Source organism: Sphingobacterium sp. CZ-2 (assembly GCF_004526235.1).
Classification (GTDB): Bacteria; Bacteroidota; Bacteroidia; order Sphingobacteriales; family Sphingobacteriaceae; genus Sphingobacterium; species Sphingobacterium tenebrionis.
On sequence record NZ_CP038159.1, the window covers coordinates 2,704,769 to 2,729,225 of the forward strand.

21 protein-coding genes are annotated in these 24,457 nt (G+C 39.8%); 10 read left to right on the forward strand and 11 right to left on the reverse strand.

All coding sequences use genetic code 11. The features are described from left to right. Window positions 1-24 precede the first annotated feature (24 nt). Together E3D81_RS11965 and E3D81_RS11970 are read left to right on the forward strand one after the other, a co-directional pair. Window positions 25-693 (forward strand): ABC transporter ATP-binding protein, encoded by a 669-nt coding sequence (locus E3D81_RS11965; protein WP_134777531.1) that lies wholly within the window; start codon window positions 25-27, stop codon window positions 691-693. Next, window positions 690-3,221 (forward strand): ABC transporter permease, encoded by a 2,532-nt coding sequence (locus E3D81_RS11970; protein WP_134777532.1) that lies wholly within the window; start codon window positions 690-692, stop codon window positions 3,219-3,221. The genes E3D81_RS11965 and E3D81_RS11970 overlap by 4 nt, the downstream gene beginning before the upstream one ends. 286 nt (window positions 3,222-3,507) lie before the next feature. On the opposite strand, the gene E3D81_RS11975 is transcribed toward E3D81_RS11970, so the two are convergent. After that, the gene (locus tag E3D81_RS11975; RefSeq protein ID WP_134777533.1) at window positions 3,508-4,200 is read right to left on the reverse strand and encodes an SOS response-associated peptidase; all 693 of its coding nucleotides are present in this window, start codon (window positions 4,198-4,200) and stop codon (window positions 3,508-3,510) included. A 118-nt stretch (window positions 4,201-4,318) separates the two neighbouring features. Here E3D81_RS11975 and E3D81_RS11980 point away from each other — a divergent pair, with 118 nt between their 5' ends. Both E3D81_RS11980 and E3D81_RS11985 read left to right on the forward strand, forming a co-directional pair. Further along, window positions 4,319-5,194: a DUF808 domain-containing protein gene (locus tag E3D81_RS11980; protein ID WP_134777534.1), complete on the forward strand. Its 876-nt coding sequence runs from the start codon at window positions 4,319-4,321 to the stop codon at window positions 5,192-5,194. Window positions 5,195-5,257: 63 nt separating this feature from the next. After that, the gene (locus tag E3D81_RS11985) at window positions 5,258-5,446 is read left to right on the forward strand and encodes a hypothetical protein (RefSeq protein WP_099365992.1); all 189 of its coding nucleotides are present in this window, start codon (window positions 5,258-5,260) and stop codon (window positions 5,444-5,446) included. Between the two features lie 30 nt (window positions 5,447-5,476). Here E3D81_RS11985 and E3D81_RS11990 read toward each other — a convergent pair whose 3' ends face one another. Together E3D81_RS11990 and E3D81_RS11995 are read right to left on the reverse strand one after the other, a co-directional pair. Further along, window positions 5,477-6,601: a hypothetical protein gene (locus E3D81_RS11990; RefSeq protein ID WP_134777535.1), complete on the reverse strand. Its 1,125-nt coding sequence runs from the start codon at window positions 6,599-6,601 to the stop codon at window positions 5,477-5,479. Further along, on the reverse strand, window positions 6,602-7,819 hold the full coding sequence (locus E3D81_RS11995; protein ID WP_134777536.1) for a glycosyltransferase: 1,218 nt from the start codon (window positions 7,817-7,819) through the stop codon (window positions 6,602-6,604). Window positions 7,820-7,933: 114 nt separating this feature from the next. Between E3D81_RS11995 and E3D81_RS12000 the strand changes: the two genes are divergently transcribed. The 3 genes from E3D81_RS12000 to E3D81_RS12010 all read left to right on the forward strand — a co-directional run bounded on the left by E3D81_RS12000 (window position 7,934) and on the right by E3D81_RS12010 (window position 9,986). Continuing rightward, window positions 7,934-9,406 (forward strand): glycoside hydrolase family 130 protein, encoded by a 1,473-nt coding sequence (locus E3D81_RS12000; protein ID WP_134777537.1) that lies wholly within the window; start codon window positions 7,934-7,936, stop codon window positions 9,404-9,406. Between the two features lie 119 nt (window positions 9,407-9,525). Beyond that, entirely contained in the window at window positions 9,526-9,768 is a 243-nt protein-coding gene (locus E3D81_RS12005) for a hypothetical protein (protein WP_099365996.1), read from the forward strand. 11 nt (window positions 9,769-9,779) lie between these two features. Next, window positions 9,780-9,986, forward strand: a complete 207-nt coding sequence (locus E3D81_RS12010; protein ID WP_134777538.1) for a hypothetical protein — start codon at window positions 9,780-9,782, stop codon at window positions 9,984-9,986. 60 nt (window positions 9,987-10,046) lie between these two features. Here E3D81_RS12010 and E3D81_RS12015 read toward each other — a convergent pair whose 3' ends face one another. Beyond that, complete coding sequence (locus E3D81_RS12015; RefSeq protein ID WP_134777539.1) at window positions 10,047-10,784, reverse strand: SDR family NAD(P)-dependent oxidoreductase; 738 nt, start codon at window positions 10,782-10,784, stop codon at window positions 10,047-10,049. Window positions 10,785-10,950: 166 nt separating this feature from the next. On the opposite strand from E3D81_RS12015, the gene E3D81_RS12020 reads away from it, so the two are divergent. Further along, window positions 10,951-11,526, forward strand: a complete 576-nt coding sequence (locus E3D81_RS12020) for a DUF4142 domain-containing protein (RefSeq protein WP_167554281.1) — start codon at window positions 10,951-10,953, stop codon at window positions 11,524-11,526. 88 nt (window positions 11,527-11,614) lie between these two features. Here E3D81_RS12020 and E3D81_RS12025 read toward each other — a convergent pair whose 3' ends face one another. Continuing rightward, window positions 11,615-11,815, reverse strand: coding sequence for a CsbD family protein (locus E3D81_RS12025; RefSeq protein ID WP_134777541.1), 201 nt, complete (start codon window positions 11,813-11,815; stop codon window positions 11,615-11,617). A 241-nt stretch (window positions 11,816-12,056) separates the two neighbouring features. Here E3D81_RS12025 and E3D81_RS12030 point away from each other — a divergent pair, with 241 nt between their 5' ends. Both E3D81_RS12030 and E3D81_RS12035 read left to right on the forward strand, forming a co-directional pair. Continuing rightward, window positions 12,057-12,275, forward strand: coding sequence for a hypothetical protein (locus E3D81_RS12030; protein WP_099366001.1), 219 nt, complete (start codon window positions 12,057-12,059; stop codon window positions 12,273-12,275). A 212-nt stretch (window positions 12,276-12,487) separates the two neighbouring features. Next, window positions 12,488-14,731, forward strand: coding sequence for an alpha-L-fucosidase (locus E3D81_RS12035; protein WP_134777542.1), 2,244 nt, complete (start codon window positions 12,488-12,490; stop codon window positions 14,729-14,731). A gap of 351 nt (window positions 14,732-15,082) precedes the next feature. Here the strand turns inward: E3D81_RS12035 and E3D81_RS12040 are convergent, their stop codons facing one another. The 6 genes from E3D81_RS12040 to E3D81_RS12065 are packed head-to-tail and all read right to left on the reverse strand — an operon-like array spanning window position 15,083 to window position 24,441. After that, complete coding sequence (locus E3D81_RS12040) at window positions 15,083-16,771, reverse strand: LamG-like jellyroll fold domain-containing protein (RefSeq protein WP_134777543.1); 1,689 nt, start codon at window positions 16,769-16,771, stop codon at window positions 15,083-15,085. Between the two features lie 7 nt (window positions 16,772-16,778). Continuing rightward, window positions 16,779-18,713, reverse strand: a complete 1,935-nt coding sequence (locus tag E3D81_RS12045) for a M60 family metallopeptidase (protein ID WP_134777544.1) — start codon at window positions 18,711-18,713, stop codon at window positions 16,779-16,781. 6 nt (window positions 18,714-18,719) lie between these two features. After that, entirely contained in the window at window positions 18,720-20,456 is a 1,737-nt protein-coding gene (locus E3D81_RS12050) for a LamG-like jellyroll fold domain-containing protein (protein WP_099366006.1), read from the reverse strand. Between the two features lie 20 nt (window positions 20,457-20,476). Beyond that, window positions 20,477-22,177 carry a DUF5008 domain-containing protein gene (locus E3D81_RS12055; protein ID WP_167554282.1) on the reverse strand — a complete coding sequence of 567 codons (1,701 nt, stop codon included), beginning with the start codon at window positions 22,175-22,177 and terminating at the stop codon, window positions 20,477-20,479. Between the two features lie 28 nt (window positions 22,178-22,205). Further along, on the reverse strand, window positions 22,206-22,919 hold the full coding sequence (locus tag E3D81_RS12060) for a fasciclin domain-containing protein (protein ID WP_134777545.1): 714 nt from the start codon (window positions 22,917-22,919) through the stop codon (window positions 22,206-22,208). Between the two features lie 4 nt (window positions 22,920-22,923). Beyond that, entirely contained in the window at window positions 22,924-24,441 is a 1,518-nt protein-coding gene (locus tag E3D81_RS12065; RefSeq protein ID WP_167554283.1) for a RagB/SusD family nutrient uptake outer membrane protein, read from the reverse strand. Between the last annotated feature and the right edge of the window lie 16 nt (window positions 24,442-24,457).

The window sequence follows — 24,457 nt, forward strand, 5'->3', positions numbered from 1 at the left end:
AAAAATGCTTTATTTTTATTAAATATGTCAACAAAGATTCTACAGATAAACCAGGTGTCTAAACATTTTGTGTTAGGTACATCCGAAATCCCAGTGCTAAAAGATGTCAGTTTTGAAATTGAAGAAGGTTCAACGGTATCCATCGTAGGTCCTTCAGGAAGTGGTAAGACCACCTTACTAGGACTATGTGCCGGATTGGACCAACCCAGTGAAGGCACTATAACACTCAATGGAATTCAATTGACAGGTCTGAATGAAGATCAATTGGCTGCTGTAAGGAATGAACATGTAGGATTTGTGTTTCAGAACTTCCAACTTCTGCCTACATTGACTGCATTGGAAAATGTGCTGGTGCCTTTGGAATTAAGGGGTTTAAAACCCAATGAGCACGATGCACTAGCACTTCTTCAACGGGTAGGATTAGGTCATCGTGCCGATCATTATCCTTCGCAGTTATCAGGAGGCGAACAACAGCGGGTTTCCATTGCCCGAGCATTCGCGAACAAACCCAAGATTTTATTTGCCGATGAACCAACAGGTAATTTAGATGCCGAAACCAGTCAAAGTATTGAAGAAATGCTTTTTGAACTGAATCGGGAATCAGGAACTACCTTGATCATAGTAACCCACGATCTGGATCTAGCCGCAAAGACACAACAAATCATTCCGATTAAAGGAGGGAAGATTGCATGAATTGGCGGTGGATCTTTTTAATGGCCTGGCGGGATAGTCGCAAGAACAGAGGCCGATTATTCTTATTTATTTCATCCATTATATTAGGCATCGCCTCGCTAGTGGCCATGAATTCCTTCAATGAAAATCTGAAGATGGACATTGATGACCAAGCGGCTCAATTAATTGGTGCCGATCTGGAATTGGAAAGTAGAAGAAAGCCAACGGATGAGGCGATGAAGTTCATCGATTCCGTACAAGCGTTGAGCGAGGGACACGCTAAGGAAGAACGTTTTATGACCATGATCCAGTTTCCGAAGGTTGGCGGGTCGAGGTTTGTTCAGGTACGTGCGATTGATGGGAAGTTTCCTTTTTATGGAGAAATATTGACCAACCCTTCGAAAGCCTATTCCGCTTTTGGAAGTGAAAACGGTGTTTTTATAGAAAATGCGGTGATGATCCAATTCCAGGCAGCAGTCGGGGATACGGTGCAGTTGGGAAAATCGAAATATCCTGTACTGGGTAGTTTACTGTCGCAACCTGGACAGACCGCTATTGCAGGAAGTATGGCGCCGAGTGTTTTTGTTCCGTTGGATCAATTGGCGGAGTCTGGATTACAACAGCTTGGGAGCCGGATCGAGTACCATTATTATTTTAAGCTTCCAAAATCCTTTGAAACGGATAAAAAACTGGAAGAATGGAAAGATAAATTGACCTTATTGCAATTAAGGGGATCAACGGTTCAGAGTACCAAGGAAAATACAGGCCGATCCTTTGCCGATATGGCAAACTTTATGGAACTGGTTGGCTTTGTCGCTTTGTTATTAGGTTGTATTGGAGTATCCAGTTCTGTGCAGATCTATGTTCGCGAAAAGCTGGTTTCCGTGGCCATCCTACGATGCATGGGCGCCAAAGCGAAGCAAGCATTCTTTATTTTTTTGATTCAGTTTGCAGGTATTGGATTGATCGGAGGTTTTATCGGAGCCATTTTAGGTGCGTTAGTTCAATACCTGATTCCATTGGTACTTCAGGATGTGCTTCCAGTTGCACTTTCCACACAAGTGTCTTGGTCGGCTATTCTTCAAGGCGTACTCTTAGGACTGGTTATCGCGGTATTATTTGCTTTATTGCCCTTATTATCCGTAAGACAAGTATCGCCATTGAACTCTTTGCGCATGAGCGATGCTGCTGGCCATGCAAAGAACGATCCTTGGAAATACCTGATTTACCTTTTGATCATCGGATTTATCTTGATTTTTGCACGGATGCAAATGGATGATTGGAAGCAGACTTTCATTTTTACCTTAGGTATTTCGATCGTTTTTGCTTTATTATATGGCGTTGCCAAAGGATTCACTTACCTCATTAGGAAGTTTTTTCCTAAAGGATGGCCTTATGTTTGGCGACAAGGGCTTTCCAACTTGTATAGACCCAATAATCAAACAGTAATTCTCTTAGTTTCTATTGGCTTAGGTACGGCATTGATTGCAACCTTGTTTTTTGTTCAGGATATGCTGATCAAACGGGTGGAAATGTCTGCCGAAGAAAACCAGGCGAATATGCTCCTTTTCGATATCCAACCATCCCAAAGGGATTCTTTGGTATTGATGGCAAATGAAGAAGGCTATAATATCATGGAGAATGTTCCTATTGTAACCATGCAATTGGAAAGTATGAACGGCATCACCCTGAAGGACGTGGTAGCAGATTCAACCATTGATCAATCTAGGCGGGCATTTCGAGGAGAAATTAGAGCAACTTATCGGGATAGTCTTTCGCGCTCGGAAAAAGTGGTGGAGGGTAAATGGATAGGTCGTGTAGCCCCAACGGATACCGCCTCCGTTTCCTTGGATGAGAGTTATGCTGGAAATATTAAGGCTAAAGTAGGGGATGTAATGGTATTTAATGTGCAGGGGGTAAGGATTCCGGCAAAGGTGAGTAGTATCAGACAAGTGGATTGGAATAGGTTCCAATCGAATTTTAGGGTTGTTTTTGCAAAGGGATCTATTGATCAAGCACCTCAATTTTTCCTGATGATGACCAAGGTGGAAGGTGATGCCCAATCGGTGGCCTTTCAACAGAAAGTGGTAAGCAGGTTTCCGAACGTTTCGGTTTTGGATATGAATGCGGTGCTGGATATCTTGAATGAAATCTTGGAGAAGATAGGTTTTATCATCCAATTTATTGGAGGTTTTAGTATTCTGACGGGTATTGTGGTGTTGATTGCATCAGTGAGGATCAGTAAATTTCAGCGAATTCGGGAGAATGTATTGTTGAGGACCTTAGGGGCTAGTCGGAAGCAGATTTATTGGATTACGATTTCAGAATATTTGTTTTTGGGTTTGCTGGCTGCAATAACCGGGATTGTTATTGCATTGATTGCTAGTAATCTATTGGCGGTATTTGTTTTTGAATCTGGTTTTGTTCCGCCGATAGGGTTTAGTTTGTTGCTGATCTTTTTGGTGACTTTTTTAACGGTTTTGGTGGGGTTGATCAATAGCCTTTCGGTATTGAATAGATCGCCGTTGGAGGCGTTGAGAAGGGAGTAGTTATTGGATTATGTTGGGTGCAGCATGTCATGTTGAGCATAGGTTGTCCTGTTGAGCGTAGCATGTCATGTTGAGCATAGATCGTTATGTTGAGTATAGGTTGTCATGTTGAGCGTAGCATGTCATGTTGAGCGTAGTCGAAACATCTGTACGTATGGATAAAAGGATACGAACAGATCCTTCGACTACGCTCAGGATGACAAGCAAACTACGTTCATGATGACAAGCAGGCGATGCTCAGGATGACAAGGAAACTACGCTCAGGATGACAGGCAGGGTACTTTTTCTAAACTGGAAATTGAATTTCTGGACGATCCGTTTCTTCGTTCCGAGCACCTGTAACCCGATAAACCTGATGGCTTCCCAATTGATGAGGATAAGGTTTGATCAACTCCTGAATATCTTCTTTCCGATTGGCAAACAACCACTGATCTTGTCTATCTTCAGGAACAATCAACGGCATTCTTTTTTTAACGTTATGGATTTCCTCCAATAGGGGATTCGCAGGGGTGGTAATAATAGAAAAAGTAGGATAGGTCTCTCCCGTCTGCTGATCTAAAAAATCAGCATATACAATCCCTAAAGTCATGATTTCTTTATTGGGCGCATAGATAAAGTAATTATCGGAGACTTTGCTGCCTTTAACCTGGTGCGGTTCATAAAAACCAGTCACATAAAGCAATCCTCGATTTTTAAGGATATAATTCTTGTACGAGGCCTTCTCAAAGATACTCTCCCCCTCGGCGTTCAAGGTATTTGCATATTTGGCCGCATCGGCTTCGGTCTTTACCCAAAATGGAATAAGTTTCCATCTTGCCGACTCAATATGATTCTCCCGTGCATTTAAGGTGACAGGTAAGAAAGGCCTGCTAAAACCTGAAACATGAAAAATCTCCTTATCATTCTCATAGGTGATTTTCTTCTTTGGATACTTATTCTTCAAATCAGATTTGGAAGGGGCGCCAGTATGATAACACATAGGATTTTAATTTTTATGAAATTACAAAAAAGCAAAGAATGATAAACATTTAAAATAGATATTCGTTTCCTCAATTAGAAGTTTTATTTTAGGAAAAAAATTACATTAACAGAGACATATGGCATCAGGAATATTTGCAGTTTTAGACGATATCGCAGCATTGATGGACGACGTGGCGGTAGCCAGTAAAATCGCTACACGTAAAACGGCTGGAATTTTGGGAGATGATTTGGCCGTGAATGCTGAGAAAGCAACCGGTTTTCTAGCATCTCGAGAAATCCCCGTTCTTTGGGCAATCACCAAAGGATCCTTCATCAACAAACTTATCATAGTACCAATCGCCTTATTATTGAATGCTTTTTTCCCGGTGATTATAAAATATATCCTCATCCTGGGAGGTCTATACCTCGCTTATGAAGGCGCCGAAAAAATCATACATTATCTTTTCCATCGGGAAAAGAAAGGGGTTGAAGTCGTAAAGGAACAAGAAGAAGAGGGAGAGGCTTTGGAAAATGCAAAGATTAAATCAGCGGTTACCACAGACTTTATCCTATCCGTAGAGATCGTGATATTGGCTTTAGGAACCGTATTGGATAGCCCTTTAGCTGTACAAATTCTTACTGTTTCCGTAGTAGCTATTTTGGCGACAGTAGGGGTATACGGTATTGTTGCCTTAATTGTCAGAATGGATGATTTAGGTTATAGTCTTATTAAACGTTCCAATGAGAAAGGGTTTGGAAATACAGTCGGAAATGCCCTTGTCAAGCTATTGCCCATTGTCATCAAAGCATTAGCCGTAATTGGTACAATAGCCTTATTATTGGTTTCCGGCGGTATATTTGTTCATAATATTGACTATTTCCACGATATGCTACCTAACGTTCCTGCTACATTAAAGGAGTTTGGATTTGGGTTAGTGATCGGTATCTTGGTGGTCATTGTGGTCACTATATTTAAAAAGATATTTGGTTCATTCAAAGGCAAAAAAGCATAATTCGGATTCTACGTTCGAACAAAACTTTTAATTATCTGTTATTATGTAAAAGAACAGATAATTATGAGAAATGAAGACGAAAACAACAAGAAAGTAAATGCAGCCGATTCGGTCGATCCTACGGAAGCTCCAGAAATATTGGATAAAGAAGCAGATGATAAACCGGCAGCCATGAATATTAGGACAACCATTATTATAGCTGTGGTTATATTGGCCATCATTTATGCTATTTATGAATTGTCAACAAAATAAAAAAGGAAGGTAATTGACCTTCCTTTTTTATTAAATATCTGTTTGCATCCTGCTGATAAGACCCTCTTTAAATATCATTTCCTTGATCAATAAGTAAGACATCCAAAAGGATATATTGCTTTCTGCACCTTGATTTTTGTTCACGCCATAACTTTCTAATCCATCATAACACGAATTATCCTGTGCATTGAATAAACTCATCCTTTGATCGTTCAAACCTAAATACCACAGAAACGAACGTTTGATCCTGTCAATATATAACGGATTGGGATCTATGTTATAAACCTCTTGGTATAACCATAATATTCCGGGAATTTCAATGGGCTGTTGACCATAGGTGCATACTTCCCCATTTTTTTTCAGCCAATTCTCATTTCCGATTAAGGAAAGATGATCTCCTCGAAATAGTATACTGTCTAAAAAGTGGAAACTTTTTTCAGCAATGATCAATAGTTCTTGATTATTTAGTTGTTTTCCAGCACGGAATAAGGCCAAGGGAATCATGGCATTATCATAGGAAATTATCTCTTCAAACCATGGCCATTCATCGGTCGCACACATCTGAAACTCCACTTCCAGAAATTTCGTTAAAGATTGAATAAGATTCAAAACATGCTGATCTTCAGGATATCTTTCCTGATAATGCAGTAAGCCTAATAGTGCATAAGAAATTGCCCTTGCCGATTTGAGTTCCAATAATTGATCTATGCCTCGGTCGAATATTCCACGCGCAACTGGCCAATAATGATCAAATGATTCGTTCCCCAATAGGTAGCCTAAGGACCAAATCGTACGGCCTTGACTGTCTTCAGAGCCTTTATCTTCCAAAAATCGAAGATCATAGGACATGAAATTCTTGAAGGACCCATCCTCATTCTGTGCATAGAAAATAAAGGAAAGATAGCTGGAGAACAAAGGATGTTCTATTCCGAGATTTTCCTGTTTTTGGGCCATCATTAATAATAATAAAGCCCTACAATTATCATCTATACAATATCCATGATGGTAATTCGGGATATTGAAACTGGCATGTTGAAAAATACCGGTTGAAGAACTAATTTTTTCGATATAGGAAAGATCAATCGTTGGATTACTGTAATAAAAGTTATTCAAACGCCGATCTATCTCTGCTGTATTTATTGTTAAAGTATCCATTTAATTATTTACAATGCTCCTTTGGGAAATCAATTTCATTCCCATGGGCAATATTTGATTTTTTAGATCCTTAATGATATTCTTAGATTTTGAAATTGGACGTTTTCCTATGATCGTATGGATCAATGCGATCTGTTTTTTACCAATGTTTTTCCAGGTAATGGTCTTACCATAAGCTAAAGCTTTCTCCCTGTAAGAAGCCATATGCAGAGGATCTTCCAAAAGTTGGTTGATGCTCAACGCCAATTGGTTGGCATTGTTGAAATCGAACAATTTACCTTTACCCTCTGCTAATAAATCAACAGCATACCAATATGGGGTCGAGAGAACAGCTGCTCCAGCACCTAATGCAAAGGTTAATGTTCCACTGCTGATCTGGTTCTCATTTGGATAAGGAGTTACATAGATATCACATGCCTTTAAATAGGTCTGTAATAATTTATCACTAGCATATTTATTTACGAATAATACCTTCCCATTCAATCCTAAATCTGCAGCTTGTTGCATCAAACTGTTCTTATAACTTTCGCCTTCGGCCAATAATACATTGGGGTGGGTCGCGCCTAGGATGATGTAAACAAAGTTATCATGTTTAACTTGGGATACCGCATCAATAGCTACTTCATAGCCTTTGTTCCGTCCTAATAAACCAAAAGACAACATCACTGTTTTATCTTCCAATCCGAGTTCCTCTTTTGCTTCTTGGGCGCTGATCTTAAAGTTGGGGATTCCATGGGGAATAACCTGTATCATGTGAAAAGGAACATGGTAAACCTGATTCAGCATAGTGATTGCTCGTTTGGTCATTACCGTTATTTTATCACTTTTAGCAGCAATTTTTTGAATGACGGCCAGTTCATCTACCGATGGTTTTTCCAGAACGGTATGTAGGTTACTAATTAATGGAACCTCCAGTTCATTGATCAATTCCAAAATATAGTTACCGGCATCCCCATCAAAAATTCCAAATTCATGCTGTAAGATGCAAGCATCATATTTTTGGGCATTGATCCATGCCGCAGCTTCTTTATAAGCTTGCCTCTCTTCTCTCAGCAACTTGTACTTGACCTCTTTGGGATGATTATGCTCTGATTGGTCAATCATCGCCAAAACATCCACTTCCTGACCGTTTGCGATCAAGGATTTATAGAGATCATGGGTAAAAGTTGCAATCCCACACTGCCGCGGAAGATATGTTCCAATAATTAATACTTTCATAGATATGCTTAAAATAAAATAGTTAAATGTATAAAGTGCATATGATTGCTTATCAATAGAACACTTTTAAAAAGATTTTGTTCTTTATGTATTATTTAATTAAAGAGGAGGCCAATGGGAATAACAGTAAATAGAAAAAACAGCTTTTTTAAACCAAAATTAGACCGTGTACTAGCGAGAAGATTTTTATTGCCACAGGAAAGGGCAAAAAAAATCGTAAACCGAGTTCTTGGTATGTCAGATGACCAAAAACTTGCCCTCATAACCCAGATTTTAAGGAATTATGCCCGTAGACATCGGAGTATTCTGAATGTTCTGGAAAAGAATTTCAACCTCATGGATAACACCTTCAAGGAGTTGAATCTGGATAAAAGAAAATTGACAGACATTGAAAAAATGCTGATAGGTTCCTATTTCACGATGGAATATTCCATTGAAGCAGCGGCCTACTTTAATCCGTCCATTATTTTATCACCGGACCAGACACAGACTCAGGAGGGGGAAAAGCGAGTAATTTTAAGTTTTCGTGCAGTAGGAGAAGGCCATTTATCTTCCATTGTGTTTCGGACGGCTATCATCGATAAGAATTTGGATATCCATCTGGATGAAGTAGGAATTTTATTGGATAAACCTAAGCATATCAAAAATCATCGGTATAAAAAACAGGAATTTCTGGATAAATTATTTCAGCTCCATAAAGCCGAAGGGGAGATCGTTGATGTTATAAAAAACAAATTTCCCGATACATTCACTTATGATGAATTAATCCGATATGTAAAGGAAATCCGTGGAGAAAATGAATTGAGTCCTGATAACGAAATCCTTATGCAGCAGATCCTGTGGGTCGCATCTTCTCATTATGAGATATCCTATTCCTTGGATACTTCCATTTCTGAAAGAGTGATCTTTCCCATAAGTGATACCGAAAAGAATGGGATTGAAGATGCCCGTTTTGTTCGATTTGTGAATGATCAAGGAAAAGTAACCTATTATGCGACCTATACGGCATATGATGGACATTCCATTTTACCAAAATTACTTTCCACCAAGGATTTTGTGAATTTTAAAATTCAGCCTATCAATGGGAAAATAGCCAATAAGGGTGCGGCATTGTTCCCTAGAAAAATAAAGGGTAGATATGCGATGCTGTGTCGGGTCGATGGCGAAAACAGTTACATTGCTTATTCTGATTCGATCAATAATTGGCATGAAGATGTCATCCTTATTGCAGAACCCGAATATTCATGGGAATTTATCCAAGTGGGTAATTGCGGGTCTCCATTAGAAACGGATAAAGGATGGTTGGTTATTACCCATGCCGTAGGTCCTATGCGAGAGTATGTCTTAAGTGCTTTATTGCTGGATCTCGAAAACCCAACAAAAGTTATCGGAAAGTTGAAAGAACCTTTACTTTTTGCTACAGAAGAGGAACGAAATGGCTATGTGCCAAATGTATTATATTCTTGCGGACAGATCATCCATAATAATCAATTGATTTTACCTTATGCTTACTCCGATCATGAATCGACTTATGCAACAATTTGTTTAGATGAATTGTTGAATGCACTTTTAGCTTCACCGGATTAATACTTGCAGGCGGGATAAGTACTTGTTTATGATTTAAGGACAACCATCTGGGCTGTGAGGTTTTCCATTTAAAGAAAGGGGCGAGATTCACTCGCCCTTAGAAATAAAAATCTACAGCGATGGAAAATCCAATGAACAATCCAAATTTAAACGAAGGCGAGACAACCAAAGCCATTGAAAATGTTACGGCACAATTGCCTTCCAAATTTTATTTATGCCTGGCAGTTGGAGCTATGGTCGGATCTGCTGTATTGAAATGTACAGGTCATAAACATGGGGCATTGTTTGTAGGGCAATGGGTAGCTCCATTCCTGCTATTTGGGATTTATAACAAGATCGTTAAAACAGAAGGACATGATTAATTAACACAGACATGGCAACAAAGAACGAAAACAAGAAAGTAGGGATTGTCCAAGAAGACAGACCGAAACGTAAAAAGAGCTTAACATCCGTTTTGGAAAAGCAGAAGAAAAACCAGGATGCAGACGGCGAGACAGGTGTTGATCCCCAGATGGAACAACTGAACGATATGCCAGATGCACATGAACATCCTAAAGAACCCAAAAAGATTAAGCCATAACTATCCACAGATTTTCTTGAAAAACTGATGGAGTTCTAATAAATCCCTTTTCCTGGTAATTTAAATAAACTGTCGTAATGCTTTTATTTTAATCTCCGGGAAAGTGATTCTTCGATCTTGCTCTAATATGAAATGGATCAGTTTAGCTAGGTCTTCCGCTTTGAGCATTTCTCGATTTTCTTCTTTTTCTGCTTGCTCCTCCGCACTGATTTTTTGCATATCCGTACCAACGGCTGCAGGTTCGATTAAACTGACCCTGATGTTATCAGGATTTACTTCCTTTCTTAATGATTCGGTAAAGCCTTGTATGCCCGCTTTTGTAGCTACATATCCTGTGCTACTGCCACCTCTATCATCTGCACTCATCGACCCTATATTTATGATGTCGCCTTCGATATCTTCTTCCTTCATTTTTTTGGCAAAAAATCCAGCCAATAAAAGGTAGGCATCCAAATTTGTTTTGGTCATGTAGACCAAGCTTTCGGCATCTGCATCAGAGATACCTGCAAAGCCAATACCCGCATTGTTTATCAAGATGTGAAATGGACCATGCACGTCCCACAGATTAGGCAAGATTTTTTCCCAGGCTTCATAATCCGCGAGATCCTGCAAAAGGAATTTGATTCGGTCTTCAACGCCGGCAGTTCGAGCTTCCTCCATCAGCTTCTCTAATTTTTCAGAATTTCTGCCAACAATAAAAACCTTATACCCTTTTTCTGCTAAAAACAAGGTTGTGGCTTTCCCAATACCTGCGGTGCCTCCAGTAAGAAAAATATTTTTATCCCTTAAAACTTCCATGTACTAATTATTAATTGATTAACGATGTATGACTTTGAGAAATGAACACACCCTCGCAATGTTTAGTTCATTGCGGTTTATACTTATTTTTGGATCATTTGCTAACGGAATGATAATCAAAGTGTTCAAAAAGAAAAGTGAAGATGAATTTCTAAACGATATAAAGATGAAAAAGTATTTAGTAGGTATTGTTATGGTTCTGGGAATCCTAACAATCATGGCCTTTAAACAGATTGACGCGACCTTGGATTTCGTCAATAAAGCAAGTATGGCAAACAGGTTTGAGATTGCTGCAGCCAACCAGGCGTTGACAATATCAAGTAATGAAGGCATTAAAAAATTCGCACAGCAAATGATCGATGAACATCAGACCATTCTGGATGAATTGGCTGCCTATGCAAAATCCAAGGATTTGATGGTAATGGATAACTTGGATGATAAACATCAAGGAAAATTGGATTCATTGAAAAATGAAACCGACAATTACGACCAACGATTTAAACAGGCGATGGTCAAATCACATGAAAAAGCCGTCAAATTATTTACGGATGCGAGCAATGATAAAGCGATTACAGATTCTACTTTTAGGGAATGGGCCGGAAGCAAAATTGGCCTATTGAATGATCATTTGGAAAAAGCGAAAGCGCTTTCCAATGGTGGTTCATTGAAAGATGGTCCAAAACCGGTGATTAATGATACCCTAAAACCCAAATTGAAAAAAACAAAAGAATCAAATGATTAATCCTGATGAGTGGGCAAGTATAGTTTGCTAAAAAAAGCCTCCGTTTTTAAAACGGAGGCTTTCTGTTTATATGATAGATAATGTGTGTTTATCTTTTGTCTAGGCGATTGAACCAGTCTTGGATTTCCTGCCTAGATTTTCCAAACCGTTGTTGAAACCGGCCATAAACATCTTCTTCTTTTCCTTCTTGGTAGTTGAAGTCTTCTTCAGGAATATCTGGAAATTCTTCCCTGATTCTTTCCTTAACAACATCCCATTTGCCTTTAAAATTAAAATCTTGTGATTCCATATTGATTTCCTTTCCTTGTTTTTTTATAGAACAGGAGAGTTAAAAAATCGTTCATAAAATTTTTAAATATTTTTGTGTTTTTTTTCGGTAAAGGTATTGTATGTAATACGATTTCTTTGTAAATTGTTGATAGTTAATTTCTTGTGATCAGATTCAGAATCACCGACCATAGCTTCATGGTCCCATTTTCAACAATATTGAGCTATCTATTTACTTATACACAACATAGGAGGAAAATATTATGGACAATTTAAAATTTGAAATCAGTACCATTAGCCAGAACCAATTAAGTAAGGTTAAAGAAGTATTGAACGATCTGGTAGATATCAAAGATTGGCAAATCGCTCCCTATATCGATGGCTATTTGGTATCTGTTCGGGGGATCAATCTGCGTTGCTATGCCATTCTTCAATCGCTTTTATCCATTGGGGTGAATGCCGAAAAACTCTATGAAGAATAAGGTTTATGTATAACATGTTAAAAACCTTTACTACTTAGGTAAAATCGTGTAATCTTTTTTAGATGTAATGGCTTAGTTTTACGTTAGTTTACCATCTGGGAACTAATTTAGGACAATAAAAGATTGAGCATAGCAACCTAAACCTGTTTTATTCGCTATGCTTTTTCTTTTTATGCTTTCCCTTTGGTTGATCATCAATAACCTATACATCTATGAAGAAACATTTTGCTGTAATTGCCTTATTAGGAATATGGATCCAAGCCTCTTATGCACAGAACCTATTAAAAGGAAACTCTTTACCTATTAAAAACACCTACCAAATTTTAGCTTCCGATAGCCCCGAAGAATTGATCCGTAAGGCTGCCCATGTGGTTCCCACCAAGAATCAATATGATGCTTTAAAAGATGAATTCATCTCCTTTATTCATTTTGGTCCAAATACATTCACACGAATGGAATGGGGGAATGGTAAGGAAGATCCACGGATTTTCGACCTGAAGAATTTGGATACGGATCAATGGTGTGCAAGTATGAAGGCAGCTGGAATGACCAAAGTGATATTTACTGCAAAGCATCATGATGGATTTGTATTATGGCAAAGTCGTTATACCGATCATGGCATTATGTCCACAGGTTTTATGGAAGGAAAGGGGGATATTATGAAGGAACTTGCGGCATCATGCAGAAAATATGGATTAAAATTAGGAGTATATTTATCCCCAGCTGATCTATACCAAATCGAAAACGAAAAAGGCTTGTATGGTAATTTAAGTAGCTATACAACGCGAACCATCCCCCGAAAGGTGGAAGGCAGACCATTTGCCAATAAAACCAGTTTTCAGTTTGAGGTGGATGATTATAACGAATATTTTTTGAACCAATTATTTGAGCTGTTAACGGAATATGGTCCAATCCATGAGGTTTGGTTTGATGGCGCGCATCCCAAGACAAAAGGTGGGCAGAAATATAATTATCCAGCTTGGCGGGAGTTGATCCATAAACTCGCTCCTGAAGCAATCGTATTCGGAAAAGAAGATTTGAGATGGTGCGGAAATGAAGCAGGTGCTACCCGTTCAACGGAATGGAACATTATTCCTTTTGATTCGGATCCACATCAATTGGCAAACCATAAAGATCTGACAGGAAAAGATCTGGGGAGTAGGGAGAAATTGCAAGGGGCAAAATTCTTACATTATCAACCGGCTGAAACAAATACTTCCATTCGCGAAGGTTGGTTCTATCGGGACGATACCTATCAGAAAGTGCGAAGCACCGATGATGTTTTTGATATTTATGAACGATCGGTAGGAGGGAACTCGATTTTTCTTTTGAATATTCCTCCTAACCGTGAAGGTAGATTTTCACCGGAGGACGTTCGGGTATTAAAGGAAATCGGTGAAAGAATTTCAGAGACTTATGGGAAAAACCTTTTGTCTTTGAGTAAGGGTCCAAAGGAGCTCTTCGATGATGATCCGAAAAGTAGTTTTGTATTCAGCAGTCAAACTGGCGAAGTGGAGTTCACAGCCAAAAAACCGATAACCATTAATCGATTCATGTTGCAAGAGGCCATTCAGACCAATGGCGAACGGATTGAAAAACATGCTATTGATGTTTGGTTAGATGGGAAATGGGAGGAGATTGCAGTATCAACGAATGTGGGGTACAAAAGGATTCTGCGTTTTCCAGAAGTTACAGCACAAAAGTTTAGATTACGGATTTTGGATAGCAGGGCTTTGCCGGTGATCAGTAGTTTAGGCGCTTATTATGCGGTAAATCGACCACCTCAGTTACAGATCAATCGGGGAACGGATGGGAAAATCAGTATAACTGCTAAAAAACACGAATTTGGTTGGAAACCCCATGGACAGGATGCTTCAAAAAATTTGAAGGCAGATTATCAGATTTTTTATACGGTGGATGGTACAGAACCTACCTCGAAATCATTGGTTTATGAGGGTGGTTTTTCCTCAACCGCTAAAATAGTGAAAGCTATTGCTATTGCTAAGGATGGTTTGAAAGGGGCGGTAGTGGAAAAGGAAATAGGTTTTTCAAAAGCTGATTGGAGCGTGGTGGAATTAAGTTCTTTTGAGGAGAAGCATCCAGGGAATTTGATGTTTGATGAGGATGAGAAGAGTTTTTGGCGATCTAGAGGTGGAAAAGAGGGGCATTTTGTGGTATTGGATTTAGGAAAAATGATGGATATAAAAGCATTTTCTTATACGCCACAGACACAGAATGGAAAGGGGATGATGGCGAAAGGAAATATTTTGGTTAGTGAAGATGGGAAGAATTGGGTGAAAGGAGGAAGTTTTGAATTTGGGAACTTGATCAATGATCCGAGTACAAGGATGTATAGGTTGGAAAAAGTGGTTAGGGGAAGGTTTGTGAAGCTGGAAGCCACGGAAATAGCCGGCGGGGATGATAGTTTGAGCATAGCTGAGTTGGATATTTTTTAGGATGGCATTGCGAGGGTTTGTCCCCTCATTGCGAGGTACGAAGCAATCTTTAGCCATGTCATGGTGAGCGAAGTCGAACCATCTGTTGGTGTACCAAATTACAGATCCTTCGACTTCGCTCAGGATGACAAAGAGGTCCCTCACAAATGAACAATGAGAAAACAAGGAGAAAGATTGCTTCGTCGTGCCTCCTCGCAATGACGAGTCAAACCTTCGCAATGCCGGGGCAAACCCTCTAAATGACAGTTCCCTCTCTCCCCAAAAAAACTTCCCTTTAAACAAAAAAGCCCCCTTGGATAAATCCAAGGAGGCCACAGCTAATATATGAAATTTATAATTTCATCAAAGGAATTAATCTTTCAAGAACTCAATTTCAAAGTTCTCCAGATATGGGTTTCCATCCATTCCGAAATCGGCAAGGATTTCAATATTCATCCAGTAAAGCGTCAATGCTGCAATATCCGTAGCATTCGTTGGGATGGATAGCGAAGAAGTAACCGGCATAACAGCAGAGGCCGAAGGGTAGCTATCTCCCATATTCAACCAAACATAACTTCCGGATAAGGACATATTAGGCGTGCCTGGATACCCTCCAAAATACATACCCCCAGTTCCTTCATCCATTGGCCAATAACCAATGATATCCGCATAGTTAGGGTGCTTGGTCAAATCCTTCAGGCCATAATTATTCGTAATGGTACTTGCGCTCAATGCCGTGTTATAATAAACCAAGTTCGCTGGCGAAAAAGAACCTGCAACATCATTATCCCCAGCACGGTGTCCGACCCTTAAATCCTCACCAATATTCAAGCTCTTACGCGCAGAGATATTGATGGATTTCTGAAATTTCCCATCCATGTAAAGGCTTAAGGTTCGAGTTGATGAATTCACATATTCCACGGTCATGATCAGGTTTCTCCATACACCGGTTCCAGGTGCTTCTTCCGAAGAAACTTCCTGCTTTCCACTTCCGCCGTTCAACGTTCCTCCGACAGTTACCACCCATTTTCCACCTGGATAATGGGCCCATTGCCAACCCGTAATATTCTGTCCACTCAAGTTTGTACTTTTTCCGAAGAAACTGGAATATCCACCTGGTACATTATTGAATTTCACATCCATCTGCACGGTGAAACTTTTATTTTCCCCGACATCAAACCTTCCAGTCTCATCATGAAAAGTTGCTCTACCTGTCTTATTATCAAATCTAACCGGATTAAATCCTGATTTTTGTAATTTGAATTCCTGGAAGGCAGGATTGTAAGCCATGGTAAATCCGAAATCGGTTTCATCTGCTCCACCACCATGGTTAGTGGTAATAATGATCAACCAGTCTTCTTTTTCATAATTCTCACGTCCTTTTATGGCGTTTACAATATTCCCAACATATTCATCTGTTTTTAGGACCGCATTCTTGAAATTTGCATTCCCCTCGTTAAATCCGCCATATTCACCCGCTTTTTCCACATCCTTAAAATTCACAATGATGGTTCCCAAAGCGCGGGATTGATTAAGGATATTCAACGTGCTATCCTTTACCTGTACGTCATTGCTTACCACAGGGGCAAAATCTGCAATTTTCACAAAATTTCTCAAGTCTTCCCAAGGCGTAACGATCGCCGTTTTCACGGATCGATATTGCGTTACATAATCAAGCACATTACGGTAGGAAGTGATATTTTCATGTTGATGGTTATCATCGTTTTGGTCAGCTTCAAAATCATCATTAGAAATCTTATGCTTTGCATAACCCGTACCTGTCAACATGGATGCCCAGCCCGCTGCTCCGGTTTCTGTTTTCAGGGTGTTATAGGCAAACTTTGAGTTTTTCTGTAAGGCCATAATCTGCGGTGGAGCAATTTTCTCTAAGGAGGTTCCGCCCAAACCATCAATACTGATGACCATCACTTTCCTTTGGTTGGTAGTAAGGTCTTTTAGCTCCTCAAACACAGGAGGAGGGTTGTCGTATTTTGTACAGCTTGCAACTGTCATTGCTGACAGTATGCAAAGCATGGAAAGTATTTTGTTATATAATTTCATCGTCTAATTAAGGTTTAAGTAAATTCAATTCTCCGAATACTACATAAGGCACACCAGAACCGCCATAGCCATTCTTGATGATAATTTTAAAGAACCTTGCAGTTACAGGACCATCTGGAAAGTTATATTCAAATCTACTGTTATTATTAGGCATGGTACCACGACCAATCAATTCATAGTTAAGGTTGTCTTTACTGTAATAAACTTCGAAATCCTTCCCATCTCCAGCACGGTTTCCTCCCGGTCTAGCATAGGAATAGATTCCTTTAACTGCTGAAACATCTCCTAAATTGTAGGAAAAGGTATGCGGATAAGATTCTGCGGCAGTAGGTGAAGAATATTTTGCATGATAAAATGTGTTTGGATTTCCATCATACAAATTTTCAATTGAACCTTCTTGAGCAGGAGAAGTTGCTTTAACAATTGGAAATTTAATATTATTATCCCCACCTGATTTTGTTAAAGGATTATATTCCCATAAGGCTTTTTTAAGAATTGGATATTTATTAGAAACTGTCACCATAACAGAAGGGCTATAAGTGATACCCCAAGCATCGAAGAAAGGAGAAAGATCTGTTTTTGTAAAATCAGATAATTTCTCATACACCCAGTTATGTTTGGTGATATCACTAGGATTTGTTCTGATGGCATGTCTTGCCTCCGTATACAAATGCGTCATGGCATCATAACCAAATTTCTCAAAGATCTGAACAAATGGGGTCATTCGTTTGAACGGATCATTCATGGCTGCATCGGTATCAAAATTCTTGGCAGCACCCGTTTGTTTCGCATACGCAATCGCCTGTGGAAATCCTGAGTTCACAGCAGGATGCATGACCGAATAATCTGCACCAATTCGGTTTGCTACTTTAAAATTGAACAGGTTATTGGTGGTTTCGCCCAAAGTACTCCAAGACCAAATACTAGGTTGCTGACAGTTATGGCCAAATTCGTGGTATGACCCCCACATGCCATTACTGGTAGTAATGGAATTCAAACTGGTCATTGCTCCAAACCATTCCGAGTCATTCAATCCGACGAATGGGAATCCACTATGGCCATATCCAACGGACAATTGGATATCCAAAACGCCACGCCATTGTCCTTGTGGGCTGCGGTCTTTTTCATTTTCAGCATTATCCGATAAACCCATCCAACCATTATAATCATATTCGAATACCTCGTTCCATTTGGTCAACACAGCCGTAGGATTGGTGAATGGTTCATTCGAGGAGAATGTCTTGATCACGCGGTCTCTAGGAATCAAGAATACCACCCGTTTGGTCCTTAGTTCCAACCAAGGTACTTTGGAAGCTTTCACTTCGGCTACCCAATCCGCATCATTGCTCACACCCAATACAAAATCTGGTGATTTTACGGCATTGGTTATCGTAAATTCTACTGGATTCTCATAGGCGCGATCCGCACGGATATAAATTGTTCCACCGTACAGGTTCCTTACATAGTTGACCCCAGCATAGATACGCTGGCGATTATAGATCAATGGATCACGTAATAGGGGATACTTCCCATTAAGGTTATCCGTATGGCCACCGATCTGTACGGTTAGCCCCTCGATTCCTTCAGGCACAACAATCCTAACCAATTCACCTGGAGCAGCATAGTAGCCCGTACTAAACTGAGGCTCCGGAGCAACATTGATACGCAGGTTTTGCGCGGTTTGTTTGGTAAAGTTGAGATCCAACGTGAATTTAGCATTCTGAACACGGGGTTCCGATTGGTCCACCAAACCAGGGAATACCCTAGCTTTGGCATACATGGATTTGTCAATCTGTTTAAGGTTGGTATCTAAATCCCCACCTGGACGATCCGTATAGTCCGGATAGCCATCAGGTACATTATATCCATATTTTTCACAAGAGCTGGCACCCAACAAACCTGCGAATAATAAAAGGCTGTAAAATAATTTTTGCTTCTTCATGTTCAATTAGTCTCTTGGTAAATTAATACTAGGTACATAATATTTGCCCATTAAACCCCATTGCTGAGGAACGGTGATATTCATCCAAGAATAGATCATAGTTGGAATATCTACTGTATTCGGTACTGCACGGAATGCGGCAGGAGAAATGGCAGGTGAAATATTCGGAGAGATATCTGCGAATGATGTCCAGTTGATCGATCCTTTTAAAGAGAATGGTGCAGATTTGCCCGTAATATCATACAGTTTATTATCTGTAGTCACTTCATTTGCTGGCCAATAACCAACTAAATTATCATGATAGGGATCATTTTCTGCTGTTAATGGCGTTACGCGGCTTTTTGCTATCACTTCAGCATCTGGAAGGGCTACATTATAGATCGCCAAATCATTGATCATACAATTCACATTTGCATCCCCTATAGAGCCTAATCTTAATGGACTGGTCGTATTGATGTTTCCAACATTGGTAATGTTCAATGGTCCAGCTGGGGCAGGAATGCCATCACAGAAAACTTTCACATATCTTGTATTCCCTTCTTTATAGAATACTGCGGTGATATTATGCCATTTTCCATCCGCAATAGCTCTGGTATGTAATCGTTGTGTATTTCCTTGTCCAGTCTGACTGAAATTCAATCCAAAGGTCGGTCCTTCATTAAAGAATGTCCAACCTACCACACCAGGGTTGAATGCTGCCCTTTTGGTTAAGAAACTTGGGTAATAAGTACCACCATAATCCCAACGGATATTGAATCGTATCGTAGCATTTTGGTCAGATCCAAAATTTCCAACATTTGGATCATCCATGGTGGCATTGTTGTTTGCTCCTACGTATTTTGGTGTTGTACCAACATATGGAAGAGCAGATACATCCGGTTTACTGAATTCTTGAGGATTGAATTTTGGGTTATAGAAAGCGATGTAGGCATTTCTGGATGGATCGTCAAAAATGTTTGATCCTGAAGCACCGCCGGAAACACCGCCACCTTTACTGGAAGAAACCACCACTAACCAGTTTTCTTTGGCAAAAGTTGAGCGGTTTACCAATGCATTCATGATTTCTTTGATCTGTTGATCAATGGTGTGAATAGCACTTACATACGCTTCGTTTTCTACCGTGTAATCATTATTCGCCGCTAATTCGGCAGCATGCAGGTGGGCAACTACTAAGGATGAAGTTCCCGAAGAAAGTTCCTGAATAGTCGCATTCTTTACCTCCACATCATTTGCAAAAGTTTGTTTCTTTGTTGCATCAATTGCTAAATGATCAGTAAAAGCTGCCGAAGTACTAAATGAGGCAGTTTGTACATTTTTCTTCTCTGATTTTACCCGCGTAAAAATGGAAGGTGATGTTTCGTTGTTAAATCCTGAAAAGTCACTACCAGTAACGCCACTTACCGTATAATCCAAACCGGTCATCATATTGGTCCACGCGGTAGGAAGCGAGATTTGGTTCCTATGGTCATCAGCTAATCCATCATATGTAAAGATGGATCTATCGGTCAATAGGGTTAGGGTCTCAGGTGCAATGGATTCCACCACATTTCCTTTTACACCATCCAAAATGATGTAAAGTACACGTTTGGAACCATCGTTTATATTCAAGGTATCATTCTCATAAGGCTCCGGAAGCTTATTCGCAAATTCTTTATTACAACTGGATATACCTACCGAACCGAGCAGGATGGTTAATGCACTAAACACTTTAACCCTTCTCCAGATATTTCTATTCTTTTTCATGTCTAAATAATTAAATGTGGTTAGTTTGCAATAGTAATTCTAACTAAGCCTTTTGGTATGGTTGCATTGAAGCGAAGGATATTACCCACCAAAATCACTTTTGTTCCACCGGCAAAAGGAGTTTCAATCATATCATATACTCGGCCTTGGAAACCCCCAGAGTTATTGTATTCCGGTTTAAGGGTACCATCGGCTTCCAGAATCATAAATCCTTGACGAACATATTCGCCATATTTCGTGAAATTTCCGGTAACTAGAATCTTTCCATTGTTCAGTTGACCGGAATAAGTAACCGACCCACCTGTTATTTGTTGAGGGTTGAACGAATCCACCAACGATCCATCTGCGTTTAATAAAGCTACACCCGGTAAAGCTTTTCCATTGTAGTGTGTAAATGTTCCACTAACCACATATTGTTGTGTTGTGGCGTTGTACCTGATCGCATAAATATCACCATCAGCGCCAGAACCCGTATGGAAACTGTTATCTACGGATCCATCAAGGTTTAAGCGGGCAATGCGTTTAGCAGGGGTGCCGTTAAAGGTCTGAAAACCACCAACGATTACCAGTTTGCCATCGGCCTGCATCGTCGCATCCATAATGGCTCCATCACCGCCTAAGCCACTCTGATTGGTCGCTTTGATATAATGGAAGGTGGAATCTAATGAACCATCTGCATTTACTCTAACCATTTGGCGCATACGCGTAGCATCATAGACCTTCTCGTCCCAAGTAGAATTAGGATAGTAAGCACGGCGAAAGATTTGGAAATTTCCAATAATGTACACCTTCTCTCCAAAGGCAAATGTTTTTCTAACTGCACCATCTACACTCGCATTAAAGGAAGGAACGGTGTCCTGGTCTTTCCATTTTACCTCCGGTTTTGGATTTACGATAGGAACCAACGAGTTACCTGCGGCATCGCGTTGAGATGACATCATGGTATCCAATGTACCATTCGCATTTAAGCGGGTTACATTTCCAATGGTCTGTCTATTATTACGCTTGGAATTATAGGCATTGAAACTACCACCAATAATGAATTTTCCACTCTGCGGTCCTGCACTGATACGACTGATGGAATATATAGTTCCACCACTTCCCCAAGCCCCAAATCCAAAGTTGATATCGTTGGTGATATACCCACCATCTGGGTCCAATTGCGCGATACCTCCGTTTGGAACGGCTTCTGTTCCTTTTAATTCAAAGGTATTGAAGGAACCACCAACCCAGAAACGTCCGGAAGGTAACTGTTCGATATCAAAAATAGTTCCTACACCACCAGAAAGATAACCTGCACCATTGACCACCTTAAAGGTGTTATCCACAGAAACCTTGCCGCCCACTCGGATCACTGGACCAAAAAATGTCTGTTCATTGGCTGTGATCCAAACACTACCCGTACTCGCGGTAACAGGGATTTCGAAACGAATGGATGTGTCTGTGAAGTCTATAACATTGGCTTCTATCTCATTGACGTATAATTTAAAATTATCCTTGTACTTCATCAAGCCATTTACCTGCAGCTCCATGACCGATCCTGCGGCAACTATTCCTAATTCTGATGATTTGGATACGAAATTGATATCTAGTACTTGTTTACCTCCTGCATAGGGATCTTCTGCAAGTTCCGTCTTCTTGGTGCATGCTTGGAAACTCCCCAACATGAAAACCATAGAGACTGCAAAGAGGCCAGTTTTTAAGTTTTTTCTAGTTAACATTGATTTTTTCATTTATGTTAATACTCGATTAGGGTGTTAAGGGATCAATCCCTGCCGAAATGGCTTGATCAATAAACGTGTTGGAAAAGAAACCAAATGTATGTTTTGTTCTATTCAACACATGGATCACACCGTTATTGGTTTGAATATCTGAGGTAGCTATGGGAATATTTCGCAAGGATACCATTGGGTTTGATAGATCCGGTATATAAGCCAAGAATAATTGACGATATCCGGCATATTGTACACCACCCGCATCATTAAAGATGACACCAATATTCATGATGCGACCACCATAACTGGTATAGTTTTGTCCAGGATAGGCTAAGTAGGATACCGTATCACGCTGAGGATAATCCTTCAACAAATTCTTGCCTTTAAAGATGTAGTTTGATAACATATTCTTCCACACCTGAGGTTTGATTTGGCTCAATTCCTTAACCGTATCTTTTCCATTGAACTGTAATTGTCTATTCAATCCCAATACGGCTCTGGTAATACAACCACTCGGAGGGGCAAAGAAAGTTACCTCTTCATTTTCGATGACATTTTTCATCCCAGCCAGGTCGATCACCATTAAGGTGGAATCGAAGAAATCCAACTTGGATTCTAAATACTTAATGGATGAACCATTGAATTTAGGATCATGGATTCCGGAGTCAAAGTAATATTTTTTACAGCCGGTAAAACATATGAGCATCACCACTGCTAATTTCCAAACGATATGTTTCTGATTTTTCATAAGATTAGTTCCAAAAGATATTACCGATTAAACTTGGGTTTGCCACTTTTTCTGCATCTGAGATGATCAATGGCCATGTCCAAGCACCTGCATTAAAGTTTCCAACACTCATTACCGCATTCGAATATTCTGTATTTACCACTCGTTTCGTACGAACTAGATCAAAATAGAAATGACCTTCACCGATCAGCTCCCGCTTTCTCTCCTTGTAAATATCATCTTTCAGCGCGTTTCCAGTGGTAGTAAATGCCTGAGCACCAGCTGCTGCTCTAACTTGATTAACATAGCCTTGAGCTATTGCATCATTTCCCAATTCCGCCGCGGCTTCTGCTGCTAATAATAGTGCATCAGGAAGTCTGAAAATAATGGCGCTATCGTCATTCTTAACGGTTAGGTTAGAACCACTTCCTGTGGAATATACGTTAATGAATTTCTTCAATTGGAAATTTCCATTATCACTGCTCATATTCTCAAACCAAACTGTTCTACGCTCATCCGACTCCGTAGCCGGAAAGAGTTTCTCTATGTATTCCTTTTCGTAGGTCATGTGACTGGTTGTTTTGGTTGTCGATCCTCTAAAAGGATAATGAGAGAAGAAGAAGGAAGGGTTTGCAAAATCAACAAAGCTCTCTCCGTAATTGTATTCCTGCAATATCCCAAACAGATTCTCTGCCGTCTTCCCTTTGAAAATACTTTTCGTATTATCGATGGTAATAGGCAAAAGTTGATACTGGGTATGGGAAGAAATTTCTTCTCCTAATGCTACAATTGCCTCATAATAAGGAACCTTATTGTTCTCTTCCCAAGCCGCTGCCCACATATTCAGATGCATGAGAAGTGCAATAGCCGCTCCACGGTTAGGTCTAAATCCTGCTTTGGAGTTGTCTGCATAAGTTACAGGCAAGTCATTTTTTACCGACTCCATGTCTGCAATAGCCAGTTTTAACACTTCTAATTGCGGTCTTCTAGGTAAGGATAAACTATGATAAGCTTCGGTGTAATAGATCGCATCGCCAAAAAGCTTACAAATAAATAAATAACTTAGGTTTCTCGTAAAAGTAGCTTCTGCGATATATTGCTTGCGATCGGTCTCCGACAGCTGATTGGCAGGAACTTTATCAATCTCGTAAATCAAGATATTACTTGCAGCGATCACATCATACCAACCTTTCCAGTTCATGATGTCCTTCAAACGGTTATCATAAGTGGTTGTACCAGACATAACTGGTTTTAAATTGTTGGATATGAGGTTATTTATGGGACCATTTCCATTATTATCCAAATTGTTGACAATCTTTACAAAATTACCACGAAGATCCAAGGCTGGAATCAGCATGCTATTTCCAAGCTTTGATTTTAAACGTGTGTAAATTCCTCCCATATAACCTTCTACATCTGATTTGGTTTTCCAGAAGTTATTTCCGGAAAGAGCATCGATAGGTGTCACATTTAAGAAGTTATCACAACTTTGAAAACCTGTCATCAATGCGCCCAATACGAGGATATATTTTAATTTTTTCATTTTCATCTTCATTCAA

What these genes read in the sequence shown, in the direction of transcription:
- E3D81_RS11965 (WP_134777531.1), top strand. Translation starts at nt 25, where the DNA reads ATGTCAACAAAGATTCTACAGATAAACCAGGTGTCTAAACATTTTGTG.
- E3D81_RS11970 (WP_134777532.1), top strand. Translation starts at nt 690, where the DNA reads ATGAATTGGCGGTGGATCTTTTTAATGGCCTGGCGGGATAGTCGCAAG.
- E3D81_RS11975 (WP_134777533.1), bottom strand. Translation starts at nt 4,200, where the DNA reads ATGTGTTATCATACTGGCGCCCCTTCCAAATCTGATTTGAAGAATAAG.
- E3D81_RS11980 (WP_134777534.1), top strand. Translation starts at nt 4,319, where the DNA reads ATGGCATCAGGAATATTTGCAGTTTTAGACGATATCGCAGCATTGATG.
- E3D81_RS11985 (WP_099365992.1), top strand. Translation starts at nt 5,258, where the DNA reads ATGAGAAATGAAGACGAAAACAACAAGAAAGTAAATGCAGCCGATTCG.
- E3D81_RS11990 (WP_134777535.1), bottom strand. Translation starts at nt 6,601, where the DNA reads ATGGATACTTTAACAATAAATACAGCAGAGATAGATCGGCGTTTGAAT.
- E3D81_RS11995 (WP_134777536.1), bottom strand. Translation starts at nt 7,819, where the DNA reads ATGAAAGTATTAATTATTGGAACATATCTTCCGCGGCAGTGTGGGATT.
- E3D81_RS12000 (WP_134777537.1), top strand. Translation starts at nt 7,934, where the DNA reads ATGGGAATAACAGTAAATAGAAAAAACAGCTTTTTTAAACCAAAATTA.
- E3D81_RS12005 (WP_099365996.1), top strand. Translation starts at nt 9,526, where the DNA reads ATGGAAAATCCAATGAACAATCCAAATTTAAACGAAGGCGAGACAACC.
- E3D81_RS12010 (WP_134777538.1), top strand. Translation starts at nt 9,780, where the DNA reads ATGGCAACAAAGAACGAAAACAAGAAAGTAGGGATTGTCCAAGAAGAC.
- E3D81_RS12015 (WP_134777539.1), bottom strand. Translation starts at nt 10,784, where the DNA reads ATGGAAGTTTTAAGGGATAAAAATATTTTTCTTACTGGAGGCACCGCA.
- E3D81_RS12020 (WP_167554281.1), top strand. Translation starts at nt 10,951, where the DNA reads ATGAAAAAGTATTTAGTAGGTATTGTTATGGTTCTGGGAATCCTAACA.
- E3D81_RS12025 (WP_134777541.1), bottom strand. Translation starts at nt 11,815, where the DNA reads ATGGAATCACAAGATTTTAATTTTAAAGGCAAATGGGATGTTGTTAAG.
- E3D81_RS12030 (WP_099366001.1), top strand. Translation starts at nt 12,057, where the DNA reads ATGGACAATTTAAAATTTGAAATCAGTACCATTAGCCAGAACCAATTA.
- E3D81_RS12035 (WP_134777542.1), top strand. Translation starts at nt 12,488, where the DNA reads ATGAAGAAACATTTTGCTGTAATTGCCTTATTAGGAATATGGATCCAA.
- E3D81_RS12040 (WP_134777543.1), bottom strand. Translation starts at nt 16,771, where the DNA reads ATGAAATTATATAACAAAATACTTTCCATGCTTTGCATACTGTCAGCA.
- E3D81_RS12045 (WP_134777544.1), bottom strand. Translation starts at nt 18,713, where the DNA reads ATGAAGAAGCAAAAATTATTTTACAGCCTTTTATTATTCGCAGGTTTG.
- E3D81_RS12050 (WP_099366006.1), bottom strand. Translation starts at nt 20,456, where the DNA reads ATGAAAAAGAATAGAAATATCTGGAGAAGGGTTAAAGTGTTTAGTGCA.
- E3D81_RS12055 (WP_167554282.1), bottom strand. Translation starts at nt 22,177, where the DNA reads ATGTTAACTAGAAAAAACTTAAAAACTGGCCTCTTTGCAGTCTCTATG.
- E3D81_RS12060 (WP_134777545.1), bottom strand. Translation starts at nt 22,919, where the DNA reads ATGAAAAATCAGAAACATATCGTTTGGAAATTAGCAGTGGTGATGCTC.
- E3D81_RS12065 (WP_167554283.1), bottom strand. Translation starts at nt 24,441, where the DNA reads ATGAAAAAATTAAAATATATCCTCGTATTGGGCGCATTGATGACAGGT.